The sequence below is a fragment of the Acinetobacter gyllenbergii genome (assembly GCF_001682515.1).
Classification (GTDB): Bacteria; Pseudomonadota; Gammaproteobacteria; order Pseudomonadales; family Moraxellaceae; genus Acinetobacter; species Acinetobacter gyllenbergii.
The window spans coordinates 183,882-196,561 of the sequence record NZ_KV575261.1 but is presented as its reverse complement, the minus strand read 5'-3'; the positions used below and the strand labels follow the sequence as shown (position 1 = coordinate 196,561).

Sequence of the window (12,680 nt, the reverse complement as noted above, 5' to 3'; positions counted from 1 at the left end):
AATCGGCTGGAATGTTTTGGGTGGTTATAAGAATGACCTCAATGAGCATCGATCAGTACCGCCGTGAAATTCTTAAACAGTGTGATAAGCCTAAGGTCGCTCAACGTAATAAGTTCAATGCTCAGAAGGTTGAGCTTGATGGTATGACCTTTGATAGCAAGAAAGAACATAGGCGGTACATTGAGCTTAAAGCAATGCAGCAAAGTGGGGAGATTACGAGGCTAGAACATCACACTAGATTTGAACTAGCGCCGAAAACGAAATTAGAGGGTGAGAAAAGGGCAAAGCCAGCAGTTAGATACTTTGCTGATTTCACTTACTACAATGGCGAAGGCACATACATTGTTGAGGATGTGAAGTCTGCAGCAACAAGAAAGTTAGCGAGTTATCGCACTAAAAAACACTTAATGAAAACGGTTCACAACATAGATATTTCCGAGGTATGAGCATGGATACATTAGCAACTAAGTTTGAACAATTTGAATGGTTGGCTCATGGTCTGACGGCGAGTTCACCAAATCTTGAACCAAGTGTGCGTGGAACGGGAGAGAAGCCATTGGATTATCAAGATCGCTTGGGTGCTATTGCTTCTATGGAGACTCAACTTGCAAAGTCGGTAACGGCTTTAATTGTGTTCGAAGGAAAGGCTCAAAGTGACTATGAATATGTGCGCCAGCATCTAGCCAACATAATGATTAAAAACGCCGTGGCTGATAAGAAAAGAGAACCAGAAGGAATTGCTATATATCACTTGTCCTGGTTGATTGCAAAGATGGTGTTGGACTTTGCACTAGATCCAGAGCTTGAGGAAAATTACACAGCCAAAGGGAGATTGGCATATGTGGGGATTCGTGGCCATCAAATGAAAGTTGATTGCTATCGTATGACTTGGAAGCAATATGAAAAGTTGATGACGCTTGCGATTGAATCAGCCATATCAGAAGCTGGTAAAGCAATTGATGTGTATAAAAGAAATACTTTTAAAGAAATTAAAATATAAGTATTCCTTTCACACGGAAACAAAGGTATATTTTTTCTATACTGGTCGAATTGCAAATGAATGCATTGATTCAGATTAAGAGCTCTCATTGTGAGGGCTTTTTTGCTATTGGAAAGGTTAAAAAAAATAATGTTAAAAAGAAATGCGCCAATCCTTGTTCTCATTTTTATCGTAGTCGGTGGGGTGTGGTATTCGCTTGCAAGTGGTCACTCATTATTTGGTCGTAAACCGTTGCGAATTGATTCTAGATGTTATGGGGTAGATGTACCCAAAACCATTAAATATAGCCAAACTGAGAGCTTTTGCTCATGTGTTCATATAGGTGGCCATGTAAGTAAAGAAGAGAATTATAAATATTGCGTTAATAGATTCAGTAATTAACTTTAAGACCGCCGAAAGGCGGTTTTTTTATAGTGGATGAATAAATCCACTATATCAAAACCATGAGATTCTAAAGAATTCCCCATTCTGGGGAGTGCAACGCTATCCATGTCGGTTAGCGCCTTTTCTAACCACCTTCGGGTGGTTTTTTTATATCCAAAAAAGGAAAATGAAATGACACTTCAAGAACGTCAAATGTATGTAACCATTATTAAGAAACTTTATGGTACTTCGATCTATGTAGATGAAAGTCAGATTACTGATGAAGTCGTTGGAATTGTAGAAACGATCTTAAAAGAGATTCGTAACTGTACTAAAAGTCTTGGTATTTTTATCTCCATCGTTCAAGGTCTTGCTGATGCATTGCAAGCAACTGGTGAAGCTTTACCAAAAGAAATCATCGAAGACATGTTGAAAGATCAGGACTTAGAGTGGATCCGCAATATGCGTAAAAACTTTACTGAAGCATTTGTTGAAAGTTTTGTTACGACATGGATAAACATTTTAACTGGTGCTCAGCAATCAACAACTTGTGTAAATGGTGCCAAGTTAAATTGGAAATCTGCTTTAGCGATCGCTTTACTGGGCATTTAAGCCTGAGTTAGCTCAATAACTTAACATCTTCTGAAACCTACTGAATAGTAGGTTTCTTTTATTAAATAATAAATTATAGAAGGGCTATCGAGATGACAACCACAACAAATAATTGGTATCTAGATAATTGTACATATTCAAATGGCCAATTGGTTTGGGACAATACATCTACTGACTTTGGAACACCAGCATCACCAATGGTCATGTATGGATATCATGCAGGTATTAAAGCAAATGTTGGTGATACGATTGAATTAATTGCTGCTAATCATTTGCTATCAATTGACAAAGTCCATAGTGGCTTCCGTTTAATGTCGACATATAACTCATTTGACCTTGGTGGAACCAACTATGGTTTTAATAATAGTCATAATGGACACACAAATGATTTTACTATCTTGGATGTAGGGGAGAGTTTTTCAACAACTGACTTACCTGTTAAGTATCAAATGACTTATGTTTCCAAAACACAAATTGAGCAAGTAGTTACTTCTATTGATGGAACAACAGAATTATATCGATATACAAAGACCATTCCTGAAATTGATGGGGATGTATATTTTAATTTCACTCTTATCTGCGAAGATGAGTCGGATGTTATACCGACTTCAATAGCTGTACTTTAATCGTTAAAAGCCCATCGAAAGATGGGCTTTTTTTTCGTTTCTGAGATTTGAAAAAATAACAGGAATAAAGGTATTTCGTTTTAACGAAAATTAAGCTATAGTTTTTCTATACTGGTCGTATTACGGTTTAACCATGACCAAGCAATGAAAGCTCATCGAAAGGTGGGCTTTTTTTATCTAACCCTTGCTTCGGTTTTAATAGCGATAATAAGTTTGCATTTATAAAGGTGTTAATAACATGATAGCGATTAGTAAAAATCAGATTTTCAAATTATACATCTTCTTTGCTCTAATCATTTTCTTGGGAATTACAAATACACATGCTGAAGGCAATTGTCCTTCTGGTTATTATCCTATAGGTGGGCAAGGTGTTCAAGGATGTGCTCCAATTCCTGGTGGGGCTAGCAGTGGAAATGCCAATGATAGCCCAACTTTATATCCTTCGGCTGAAATATTGTGGGGAGCGATAGCCGAAGATAAAAGTAAAGGTTTGAATGGGCGTCCATTTGGTTCTACAAGAAATTTTAAATCTAAAGAAGAAGCACAAATAAATGCATTAAAAGGGTGTCAAAAGGATGGTGGACAAAAATGTGAACTGTCACATACATATAAAAATGGCTGCGTTGCAGTGGCTGACCCGATTAAAGGTGGTCAAAAATCTGAAATTAAATTTAATGTTTCAGAAGATAAAGCTAAAGAAGCTGCAATGGTTTTTTGTTCGTTAAACAATCAGCAATCATGTCGCATTGTTTATTCTGGATGTAGTTTATAAAAGGTAGAGCCATGCAATGGGTTGTGACAAACTAGCAGCACCTTCACATTCCATGTAATTCTTTTAAAAGCTCATCGAAAGGTGGGCTTTTTTGTTATCTTGAGAAAAGTTAAAAGCAAAAGTTGGCGATTTTAATAATAGTTATGTAAGCTAAGGAATAAATAAACCAAAGGATAAATTATGAAAATTTTAATCATTTCTTTTGCTGCATTGCTTACTACAGCATGCACCAGTTATCAACTTAAACCAGAAGTGGAAAGTCAAGAGTGCACTTATTATCACAGTAAGAAAGCAGCACCAATGCCACCAAGTGCAATGAATGAATTGAAGCAGCGATGTCTTGATTCTCAAAAATGATTTGGAATAAATAGCTTCTAATTAATGGAAGGAAAATATTCATTAATCTTGCGAAGCTATTGATTTTTGTTTAAATAGGTAATTTTATTTTAACCTCCTTCGAGAGGTTTTTTTATATGTTAAAATTTGATTCATAATTTCATGGATTAAATAGATGCATATTTGTATTGGCGGTGATCTAGATGGCGAAGTTGTGGCAAATCGTAAAAGCGCATATCTGAAGGCCAGTGAAATAGATTCAAGAAAAACATCGACTTACAAAAGGCAAACTTATTTTGTTGGTGAAAAATCATATTTTTTCTGGCTTTGCGATGAGTTACCTTTCATTGAGACTAGCAAAATAGCTAATAGATACCTTGCTGAAAAAATTAAAAAATATTCTTAAGTTATGGTTTTGAGAAAGCATAAAAATTTTAAGTTGGAGTCGTCAAGAATATATTTATTGGTGAGACCTTTAAATATGAAATATGTTGGCTGTAAACATTCAGTAATAATTGTTCAACTCTTGTCAATATCAAAGTCATTAGCTTGATGATACTAATTGATTTCAGTATTTTAGTTTCTCGCTATACTGTTCTCAGACGGTATTGCGATTGGTTTAATTGGTCATGCCAAAAAAGAGGTTAAACCAGAAAGCCCATCATTAATTTGATGGGCTTTTTTATTCAATCAATAAAACCATAGGTCGTAAACTTAATGTAAACATTGTTGTGTGATTGTCAGATGTTGATTAAAACGCTTGATAGTAATTCTTTAAACCATTAAATAAATCTAATCGATTGTTTTACAAGCAATCAAGGGTTTTGCAATGATGCTCGAATAGATTGAACGGATGCTTAAAATTTATTAACATGAAATTCTGAGAATCGATGATGCAAACTGTTTTTATTGCAAAACTAAAAGGGAAAAAATTTACATTCACCAAATTTAAATCAATGACTGAAGAAATATTTTGGTTCTATAGTAAATTTTGTTTTAATTCAGTCAAAGAAATCTATGTCTATCGGTCAAAGGACCTGACGCAAGATGAATTAGATGAACTTATTCGCCAAGCACGCAAGAGATTTGATTAGACCTCCTTTTGGAGGTTTTTTAATCCTCACACGCATCAGTGTAATACAAGTCAACTAGCGAATCTTACTTCGGCACATTAAAGCCTCGCTAATATAGAGCTCATTAGAGGGTATTAATAGAAAGTTATCTCAAATGATTGAAAACAATACAAGCCGAAACAATAAGAAATTTAAACTTTAGTTATATTTTTACATCAAGTGTACTTTTTGAGCTTTAAAATGAGCAACTACATTTCTAACTTTAGAGAAAAAATTTGGGGCGAAAGCCTAAAACGCGAGAATGACGTACTAACCGCTTTTAAATCTCTAAAAAAGATCCCTGGTGGCTTAACGATACTTTCAAAAGTCGTAAGCAGGGTAGCGCCGTACTTTCAAACAGTGGACCCAATCATTGAAAGTTTGGATACACTCAAATGCATTGCGAACATGAAAATGCGAAAATCTGTAGAAAATCATATCGGAACTGTTCATGTTATTGCTATATGCAATGGATTGGAGTTTGTGATGGGGGTTTTAGCTGAGGCATCTGTCCCAACTCATTTAAGATGGTTACCAAAGGGGATGCAAGTTAATTACTTAGCTAAAGCGGATTCAGATATTAAATTAACAGCTACTATTGAAAGTGATTGGGCAATTGGTGATTTCGATATTAAAGTGCAAGCCCATAGAAAAGACGGCGTGTTAGTTGTTGATGGTGTTATTAAGCTTTGGGTAACTGAAAAGAAGTAGAAGGCAAACTTTACAGCAATTTTTTAAGAGCTTTGTGGTTGTAAACTTTCAGTAATCATTGTTCTCTAGTTGTCAAAGATCAGGAAATACGCTTGTTGGTTCACGCTCAATTCTGTAAATTCACGAAGTCGTAGCGCTTCACGCTGATAGCACTACGATGGGTTTAATTTATTGTGACATGATTAAATTGAACCTTTTTGCCCATCAGATTAATTTTTGATGGGTTTTTTTATTAGTGAATTATGGACGTAATTGAAGCGAAGATGAATCTTGAATTCTACAAGAAGAATGTAATTCTTTTGTGGACAATCACTTGTCTAGCAGTGGTTGGAAAAGATTGAAAGGATGTTGAATCTTAAAGATCAGGGAGATGTTTTTTGATATCATTAAAGAATCTTATAGGGTGTAAATTATGCTTAAAGATTTCTCAATTTTGGCCATATCGTCTTTGCTGATATTCAGTATGCAGGCTGGGGCAGCTTTAACAGAATTAGAAGATCAGAAGTCTCAATTAGCAAACCCAATAGAGATAAATTTAGGAGAATATAAATACGAAGATATTAGTAGTATGAAGGATATTTGGGTTAGTTTTCCAAAAATGAATTTCTCTAAAAGCGACTTAGAAAATAAAAACAGAGAAATTGAAGTTTTATTATTTGTTGATGAAACTGGGCTTGTTGGAAATGTACATGTGTTAAAAAGCTCAGGATTAAAGAATTTAGATAATAAAGTATCAGATTATCTGAAATCGGGTGCGCGAACAAAACCATTAGTTTTTTATGGTAAACCTTACAAATTTTCAGGTATTCAAAAGTTAGTACTGCTTGCAGAATAATTTAATGATATTTATAAACTATTATTTGCCACCCTCGGGTGGTTTTTTAATGGGTGATATTCATGGATACAGAAAATATTTCGAACTCACTAGAAAACTAGAACACAAAAATAATCCAAGAAATACGCCGCTACCCAAGGCTAAGCAAACATCTTTAGAAGGTGAAAAGCACTAAAAGAATATGATAGGGAGTGGTGGATTTTTTGAAAAAGTTATATAAAATTTATGCATTATAATGATTTGTAATGAGCGTATGCATTTGATGGTTAAAGTACTATTATTTTTTATAAGCTTAGTGGTTATTAGTCCTGTATGTAGTGCCGATGATTTTTTCAGCAAAAAACCATCTATCTTAATTGCTAAAGATGAAGATATTCATAATAAGAATAATAGCAGTGAGAATGTGGATTTTTTTGAGATATCAAATCAACTAAAAATAAAATGGGCAAATCAAAATTTTAACCAAGCTGCTCACAGTTATAAAGATGCATTTCAAACATCGGGTATGAGCTCTTATGATAAAACTCAGTACTCTAGCCAAAATAGATCTTTAGATAATAAACGTTATTCGAAGCTCATTGAGTCTACGCCTGATAGACGAGTCATTTCAGAAGAAGAATATCAACAGCATATGAAGCAATATAGGAAAAAGGAAATTGATGATAGAGATTTACTATACTTATTTGATAAGTAATTCAGAGGTAAGATATCAACAGCTAATAGAACAACAATAAAATAGCTTGATGAAATTGATTGTTAAAAAACAAGCCCGCTTCGGCGGGTTTTTTAATGGGTGAAATTTATGAACGAAGTCGGATTTGTTATTCAGCAACGACCATATCCACCAGAATGGATCTTTGCACAAGACACACCGAACTTTGCACTGGCACCAGAATTATGGCGATGGATTAAGACTATTTTCCTCAATCCTGAACATAAGCTTTTCAATCCAGATCATGCACATCGGGGTTCGTTCTACTATCCGCAGATCGCCGTGATGTGTTATAAAAATAACTCCAAAAAATAAGGAGATAAAAATGTTTATTATGTACGATGATTATTTCATTAATACTAAAAATATTAATTATGCAAAGATTTTAGGCGAGACTTCACAGGTAATTTTTTACTTTGGAACAACTCAGGATAATGCTGATGGTTCAAGTGTAACCTTGCAGTTTGGTGATATTTATGAAATTACGGAATTTCTACAATCCTTTAATGAAACTACTTAACTCGCTTCGGCGGGTTTTTTAATGGGTGAAATATGGACCAGATCAGACCATTCCCGCCGCCTGAGCTTTTAGATCAAGCAGAGGAAGAAGAAGCGATTAGATTGGCACCAGCACCAGATTTAAAAGAATGGGTGATTGCTAATTATCTTACTGCTGAGGCTGAGCTTTATAACCCTGATCATGATCATATAGCCGAGTTGCTACATGACAATGAGGAATTTCTAGCATTTGCATGGGCATCACAGGCTTGTACCGTTAAAAAGCAAATGGTTTTAGGTCAATGTGAAAAAGTCATGTTTAACGTTGGTGGGTGGCGCAAAGCAAGGCAAGAGCAACAGATGCGAGACTGGTTTGGATTTGTACCGATCTATTTAATTACTATAGATGCAAGCTTTTGTGAGCAAACCACTGATCGAAACTTTTGTGCTTTGATTGAGCATGAGCTGTATCACATAGGAGTTGAGCGAGATGAAGACGGTGAGATTGTCTATAGCGACAATACTGGTTTACCTAAGCACTATTTAGCGGGGCATGACGTTGAAGAGTTTATAGGCGTAGTCAAACGACATGGGGCAAGCGAGAACGTTAAGCGTCTTGTTGAGGTCGCGAAGCAACCGCCGTTTGTATCTGATCTAAGCATTACTAAGTGCTGCGGAACGTGCGTTATTACTTGAGCCTTAAGGCTCATTTTTTTTATCTATTTTGCTTTACGTAGCTTTACGAAGAGGTAGGTATGGCGGCACTTAAAGAGCCTGTTAAAATCTTTATAGTTCAGTCGCTTGCTTGCATGGAAACACCTCAACAGGTAGCTGATGCTGTAAAGCAAGAATTTAATATTGAAATTGAGCGACAACAGGTAGCTCTCTACGATCCAACAAAGGCAACAGGAAAAAATCTAAGTAAGAAACTGAAAGTGCTGTTTGAAAAGACACGCGAGGATTTCAGGAATAATGTTTTTGATATTCCGTTGGCCAATAAGTCATTTCGTATTAATGAACTGCAAAAAATGTATGACACAACCAAGAACAAGGTCATTAAGCAGAACATTATTAAGCAAGTTAAGGATGAAATGCATGGCCATTCTACCCAGTTGTTAGATCTTGAATTGAAACAACTTGAGATTGAAAAAATCAGGAATGGTGACGGCGAAGGTGCTGACGATCCAACACCAGTAAAAGTAACCATTCAAGTTGTAGATGCGAGTAAGAAAGATGCCGAATATCAATCCGACACTGAATGTGCCTCAGGCTAATTTTTTACAGATGGAAAAGAAGTTTCGTGCTTTTGTTGCGGGGTTCGGATCTGGTAAGACATGGGTAGGGTGTTCAAGCCTTTGCAATAAAGCCTGGGAATTTCCCAAAGTACCATTAGGTTACTTTGCACCGACTTATCCTCAGATCCGCGACATCTTCTTTCCAACAATTGATGAAGTTGCATTTGATTGGGGTTTAAAGACGAAGGTTTATGAAACTAACAAAGAGGTAGATATTTACTACGGACGCCAGTATAGAACCACAATCATTTGTCGTTCTATGGAGAAACCTCAAACCATTGTGGGGTTTAAAATTGGCCATGCACTGATTGATGAGCTTGATGTTATGGCCAAAGCAAAGGCACAGCAAGCATGGCGTAAGATCATTGCACGTATGCGATACAAACAAGCTGGCTTACTGAATGGTATTGATGTTGTGACTACGCCTGAGGGCTTTAAATTTACTTATGAGCAATTTGTAAAAGAAGCCAATTCAACTCCAGCTAAACGAGCCTTGTATGGAATGATTCAGGCTTCCACCTATGACAATGAAGCCAATCTGCCAGATGACTATATTTCATCGCTATATGAGTCTTATCCACCACAATTGATTTCAGCGTATTTGAAAGGGCAATTCGTTAACTTAACCAGTGGTGCTGTTTATCCTGATTTTGATCGAGTGCTGAATCACACAGATGAGGAAATTCACCAGAATGAACCTTTACTCATCGGGATGGACTTTAACGTACTGAAAATGGCCGCTGTGGTTTATGTCATTAGGCAAGGTCAACCACGTGCATTAGATGAATTGGTGGGAGTGAGAGACACACCAATAATGTGCGAGTTGATCAAGGAACGCTTTCCTGAGCATGACATTACTGTGATACCTGATGCCTCAGGTCAAGCGACTTCATCAAAGGGATTTAGTGAGTCTGATCATGCAATTCTTAAAAAGAACGGATTTAAGGTGGAAGTGAATGGCGTTAATCCTGGCATTAAAGACCGGATAAATGCAGTCAATGCACAGATCCTGAATGCTGAAGGTGAGCGTACTTTAAAAGTAAATACCAATAAATGTCCAAACTTCACCGCAACTTTAGAACAGCAGATTTATGACTCGTTTGGGATGCCTGATAAAAGCGCTGGTCTGGATCATGTAGGAGATGCGGGCGGTTATCCACTGGCGAAGCGGTTCCCAATCATAATTCAGAAAGTATTTAAACGGCGTCGTATCGGCGGTATGTCTTATTAATCAACGCACCTTTACAGGTGCTTTTTTTATGGTGTTTTTATGGCAGTTACTGATAAACATCCGCAGTATATTGCTGCACAAAAAAGCTGGCAGCTGATGCGAGATGCTGTTGCTGGTGAAGAAGAGATTAAGCTTGCTGCTGTTCGGTATTTACCTAAATCAGCAGGCATGATCGAAGCAGAGAAGCAGGGTGATACCGCAGGTGAGATCTATAAGGCTTATGTGAACCGTGCTCAATATCCGCTATGGGTTCAAGATTCATTGCGGACCATGATTGGCTTGGTGTCAAAGCTTGAGCCAGATATTGTTATTGAGAGCTCTTTGCTGGTTGGCTTGATTAATAACGCGACCAATGATGGCTTTGGATTGAAGCAGCTATTTATCCGTGTATGTGTAGAGTTACTGGAGTGTGGGCGCTGTGGTTTATTGGTAGACGTGGATGCAGACGGCGTACCTTATTTCGCTATGTATGATGCGCTTTCGATTATCAACTGGAAAGAAAATAGCATCGGAGGGCGTAAGGATCTCAAGCTGTTGGTGCTCGAGGAGCAGTTTGATAATAGTGCTGATGAATTTGGCCATGAAACCAAAATTGTGCACCGTGTTTTATCTATGCAAGACGGCGCTTTAACTGTACGTTTATTCGATGGTTCAATACCAGAAGATAAAACCCCTGATCTGGGTGGTAACCAACTTTCTTTTACGCCGTTTGTATTTTGCGGTACGACGGACAATTCACCGCATGTGGGTTCGGTACCATTGCTGACGATGGCCAAAGCGGCATTGAAGTATTACCAGTTGAGTGCAGATTATTTTCAGTCTTTGCACCATACCGCGCACCCTCAACCATGGATTAGCGGTCTGGATAATGAATCTGATATTAGTGTAACTGGTGTAATGGCCGTGTGGGATTTACCTAAGGAATCAACCTGTGGTTACTTGGAAATCTCAGGTGATGGGATTGATATGACCAAAAAGGAAATGGATGCCCAAAAGAATGCAGCACTGGAAGCTGGCGCCAAGGTCATTGATACCAATACTCAGGAATCAGGTGAAGCCCGCCGTGCGCGTCAGGATGATCAGCATGCTAGTTTGCACAGCATTGTGATGTGTGCTGCCGAAGCCATTGAACAAGCTATTAAGTATGCGGCTCAGTGGCTCAAGTTAGATCCATCTAAATATGCTTTTACTGTGAAGCCTGAGTTTATTGTTCAGCAATATGATATCAATCTGGCCAAGCAACTTTATGAAGGTGCGCTTGCAGGTAAAAACTCATTTAAAACCTATTGGGAATATATAGCTACAGGCAAGCTTCCAACACATGAATATGAAGAGGAGCTTGACCGTGTTGAGGATGAGCGAAACAGTTTGCCATTGTAGAGGTGTTTAATGGCTTCAGATGAAATTAAAAATCTGATTGAGGTGCTCACTCAGCACCAGGCTTATTTGTATCGAGTCTCATCTCAATCGGTGAATGAATTAACCAGATTATTTAACTCTGAATCAGACCAAATGCTTTCAAAGCTACGGGATTTGCTGGATGAGTTAAGTGATGCTGAGAAGGTGGCCTTGGCTGGTGGGCTATATACCACAACTAACCTTAAAGAGATTCGAGATCTCATTGCAAAGTGGTTTGCCAGTTTAAGTACTTCCATTCCTGAGGTTTTCGCCGTTTCAGCCACAGCTTTGGCGGTATATGAGGCAAATTACACTGCCAAGCTGTACGGCGGCAAGATCAGGAAGCCAGACGGTAAGAAGCTATATTCGTCCGCCAAGAAAACGCCATTGGTCGGTGGTGCGTTAGTTGATGATCTGCTATCAAAGATTGCTGAAAGTGCTCGGCAAAAGGTTGAGTATGCGATTCGGGATGGCATCAGCGGCGGCAAGACAAATCAGGAAATTATCCAACGCATTCGTGGTACCAAACGCCAGAATTATGAGGACGGACTACTAAATTCCAGTAAGTCTGATATCGATCGCACGGTAAGGACAGTACGCAGCCACGTAGCAAATCAAGCATATTTAAATAGCTTCAATCAGTTGGGGTTTGAATATGTCAGGTTGGTTGCAACCCTGGACGGGAGAACATCAAAACTCTGTGCATCATTGGATGGAACTGTTTGGGAGATCCACGATCCTGCAAAGCGCGTACCGCCGTTGCATCCTAATTGTCGGAGTATTTTAGTACCCGTCGATAAAGATGGTTTGCTGATTGGCCAACGTCCATTCGTGATGGATGAACGTAAAGTTAAAGACATTCCTAAGGATGAGCGTGATCAGCTAATTGGCCAGATCGATGCGAACACAACTTTTAAAGAGTTCTTTAAGAAAACAGATGATTTCTTTCAAAAGGAATGGCTAGGGCCTAAGCGCTTTAAGCTTTATAAGGAAGGTAAGTTTGATTTTGATAAATTCTTTGATCCTGAGGGCAAGCTCTATACATTGAATCAACTTCAAAAGTTGGATGCTTTAGCTTTTAAAAAATAGGTTTGTTATAAAATTGTAGAATACTATTTTATATATTAATAAACAGTGTACTAATAGCGTGAATTAGAAATAAATATTTGAGAACCATAA

General features: G+C 37.7%; 16 protein-coding genes and 1 pseudogene. All 17 read left to right on the top strand.

Annotated features, from left to right (window positions below; all coding sequences use genetic code 11):
• The first annotated feature begins 32 nt into the window (after positions 1 to 32).
• The 17 genes and pseudogenes from NG55_RS01030 to NG55_RS00950 all read left to right on the top strand — a co-directional run bounded on the left by NG55_RS01030 (position 33) and on the right by NG55_RS00950 (position 12,590).
• Positions 33 to 446, top strand: a complete 414-nt coding sequence (locus NG55_RS01030; RefSeq protein WP_065342686.1) for a DUF1064 domain-containing protein — start codon at positions 33 to 35, stop codon at positions 444 to 446.
• 2 nt (positions 447 to 448) lie between these two features.
• Positions 449 to 1,000, top strand: coding sequence for a hypothetical protein (locus NG55_RS01025; protein WP_016660665.1), 552 nt, complete (start codon positions 449 to 451; stop codon positions 998 to 1,000).
• A gap of 555 nt (positions 1,001 to 1,555) precedes the next feature.
• Complete coding sequence (locus NG55_RS01020; protein ID WP_016540008.1) at positions 1,556 to 1,975, top strand: hypothetical protein; 420 nt, start codon at positions 1,556 to 1,558, stop codon at positions 1,973 to 1,975.
• A gap of 92 nt (positions 1,976 to 2,067) precedes the next feature.
• Complete coding sequence (locus NG55_RS01015) at positions 2,068 to 2,601, top strand: hypothetical protein (protein ID WP_065342058.1); 534 nt, start codon at positions 2,068 to 2,070, stop codon at positions 2,599 to 2,601.
• Between the two features lie 238 nt (positions 2,602 to 2,839).
• Complete coding sequence (locus NG55_RS01010; RefSeq protein WP_081408944.1) at positions 2,840 to 3,373, top strand: DUF4189 domain-containing protein; 534 nt, start codon at positions 2,840 to 2,842, stop codon at positions 3,371 to 3,373.
• A gap of 180 nt (positions 3,374 to 3,553) precedes the next feature.
• Positions 3,554 to 3,730, top strand: coding sequence for a hypothetical protein (locus tag NG55_RS20945; RefSeq protein ID WP_016540010.1), 177 nt, complete (start codon positions 3,554 to 3,556; stop codon positions 3,728 to 3,730).
• A gap of 154 nt (positions 3,731 to 3,884) precedes the next feature.
• The gene (locus tag NG55_RS01005; RefSeq protein ID WP_065342057.1) at positions 3,885 to 4,115 is read left to right on the top strand and encodes a hypothetical protein; all 231 of its coding nucleotides are present in this window, start codon (positions 3,885 to 3,887) and stop codon (positions 4,113 to 4,115) included.
• Between the two features lie 907 nt (positions 4,116 to 5,022).
• A complete protein-coding gene (locus NG55_RS00995; RefSeq protein WP_065342056.1) occupies positions 5,023 to 5,532 on the top strand; it encodes a hotdog fold domain-containing protein in 510 nt (169 codons plus the stop codon).
• Between the two features lie 412 nt (positions 5,533 to 5,944).
• Positions 5,945 to 6,367 (top strand): energy transducer TonB, encoded by a 423-nt coding sequence (locus NG55_RS00990; protein ID WP_065342055.1) that lies wholly within the window; start codon positions 5,945 to 5,947, stop codon positions 6,365 to 6,367.
• 262 nt (positions 6,368 to 6,629) lie between these two features.
• Entirely contained in the window at positions 6,630 to 7,061 is a 432-nt protein-coding gene (locus tag NG55_RS00985) for a hypothetical protein (RefSeq protein ID WP_065342054.1), read from the top strand.
• A gap of 108 nt (positions 7,062 to 7,169) precedes the next feature.
• Positions 7,170 to 7,391 (top strand): annotated as a pseudogene (locus NG55_RS00980) (putative metallopeptidase); the annotation flags it as partial.
• 13 nt (positions 7,392 to 7,404) lie between these two features.
• Positions 7,405 to 7,599 carry a hypothetical protein gene (locus NG55_RS00975; protein WP_065342053.1) on the top strand — a complete coding sequence of 65 codons (195 nt, stop codon included), beginning with the start codon at positions 7,405 to 7,407 and terminating at the stop codon, positions 7,597 to 7,599.
• A 32-nt stretch (positions 7,600 to 7,631) separates the two neighbouring features.
• Positions 7,632 to 8,273 carry a putative metallopeptidase gene (locus tag NG55_RS00970; protein ID WP_065342052.1) on the top strand — a complete coding sequence of 214 codons (642 nt, stop codon included), beginning with the start codon at positions 7,632 to 7,634 and terminating at the stop codon, positions 8,271 to 8,273.
• A 59-nt stretch (positions 8,274 to 8,332) separates the two neighbouring features.
• Positions 8,333 to 8,851: a DUF2280 domain-containing protein gene (locus NG55_RS00965; RefSeq protein ID WP_065342051.1), complete on the top strand. Its 519-nt coding sequence runs from the start codon at positions 8,333 to 8,335 to the stop codon at positions 8,849 to 8,851.
• On the top strand, positions 8,811 to 10,103 hold the full coding sequence (locus NG55_RS00960; protein ID WP_065342050.1) for a terminase large subunit domain-containing protein: 1,293 nt from the start codon (positions 8,811 to 8,813) through the stop codon (positions 10,101 to 10,103). The genes NG55_RS00965 and NG55_RS00960 overlap by 41 nt, the downstream gene beginning before the upstream one ends.
• Before the next feature lie 39 nt (positions 10,104 to 10,142).
• Positions 10,143 to 11,483 carry a DUF4055 domain-containing protein gene (locus NG55_RS00955; RefSeq protein WP_065342049.1) on the top strand — a complete coding sequence of 447 codons (1,341 nt, stop codon included), beginning with the start codon at positions 10,143 to 10,145 and terminating at the stop codon, positions 11,481 to 11,483.
• A gap of 9 nt (positions 11,484 to 11,492) precedes the next feature.
• Positions 11,493 to 12,590, top strand: a complete 1,098-nt coding sequence (locus tag NG55_RS00950) for a minor capsid protein (protein ID WP_065342048.1) — start codon at positions 11,493 to 11,495, stop codon at positions 12,588 to 12,590.
• Positions 12,591 to 12,680 lie beyond the last annotated feature (90 nt).

What these genes read in the sequence shown, in the direction of transcription:
- NG55_RS01030 (WP_065342686.1), top strand. Translation starts at nt 33, where the DNA reads ATGACCTCAATGAGCATCGATCAGTACCGCCGTGAAATTCTTAAACAG.
- NG55_RS01025 (WP_016660665.1), top strand. Translation starts at nt 449, where the DNA reads ATGGATACATTAGCAACTAAGTTTGAACAATTTGAATGGTTGGCTCAT.
- NG55_RS01020 (WP_016540008.1), top strand. Translation starts at nt 1,556, where the DNA reads ATGACACTTCAAGAACGTCAAATGTATGTAACCATTATTAAGAAACTT.
- NG55_RS01015 (WP_065342058.1), top strand. Translation starts at nt 2,068, where the DNA reads ATGACAACCACAACAAATAATTGGTATCTAGATAATTGTACATATTCA.
- NG55_RS01010 (WP_081408944.1), top strand. Translation starts at nt 2,840, where the DNA reads ATGATAGCGATTAGTAAAAATCAGATTTTCAAATTATACATCTTCTTT.
- NG55_RS20945 (WP_016540010.1), top strand. Translation starts at nt 3,554, where the DNA reads ATGAAAATTTTAATCATTTCTTTTGCTGCATTGCTTACTACAGCATGC.
- NG55_RS01005 (WP_065342057.1), top strand. Translation starts at nt 3,885, where the DNA reads ATGCATATTTGTATTGGCGGTGATCTAGATGGCGAAGTTGTGGCAAAT.
- NG55_RS00995 (WP_065342056.1), top strand. Translation starts at nt 5,023, where the DNA reads ATGAGCAACTACATTTCTAACTTTAGAGAAAAAATTTGGGGCGAAAGC.
- NG55_RS00990 (WP_065342055.1), top strand. Translation starts at nt 5,945, where the DNA reads ATGCTTAAAGATTTCTCAATTTTGGCCATATCGTCTTTGCTGATATTC.
- NG55_RS00985 (WP_065342054.1), top strand. Translation starts at nt 6,630, where the DNA reads ATGGTTAAAGTACTATTATTTTTTATAAGCTTAGTGGTTATTAGTCCT.
- NG55_RS00975 (WP_065342053.1), top strand. Translation starts at nt 7,405, where the DNA reads ATGTTTATTATGTACGATGATTATTTCATTAATACTAAAAATATTAAT.
- NG55_RS00970 (WP_065342052.1), top strand. Translation starts at nt 7,632, where the DNA reads ATGGACCAGATCAGACCATTCCCGCCGCCTGAGCTTTTAGATCAAGCA.
- NG55_RS00965 (WP_065342051.1), top strand. Translation starts at nt 8,333, where the DNA reads ATGGCGGCACTTAAAGAGCCTGTTAAAATCTTTATAGTTCAGTCGCTT.
- NG55_RS00960 (WP_065342050.1), top strand. Translation starts at nt 8,811, where the DNA reads ATGCCGAATATCAATCCGACACTGAATGTGCCTCAGGCTAATTTTTTA.
- NG55_RS00955 (WP_065342049.1), top strand. Translation starts at nt 10,143, where the DNA reads ATGGCAGTTACTGATAAACATCCGCAGTATATTGCTGCACAAAAAAGC.
- NG55_RS00950 (WP_065342048.1), top strand. Translation starts at nt 11,493, where the DNA reads ATGGCTTCAGATGAAATTAAAAATCTGATTGAGGTGCTCACTCAGCAC.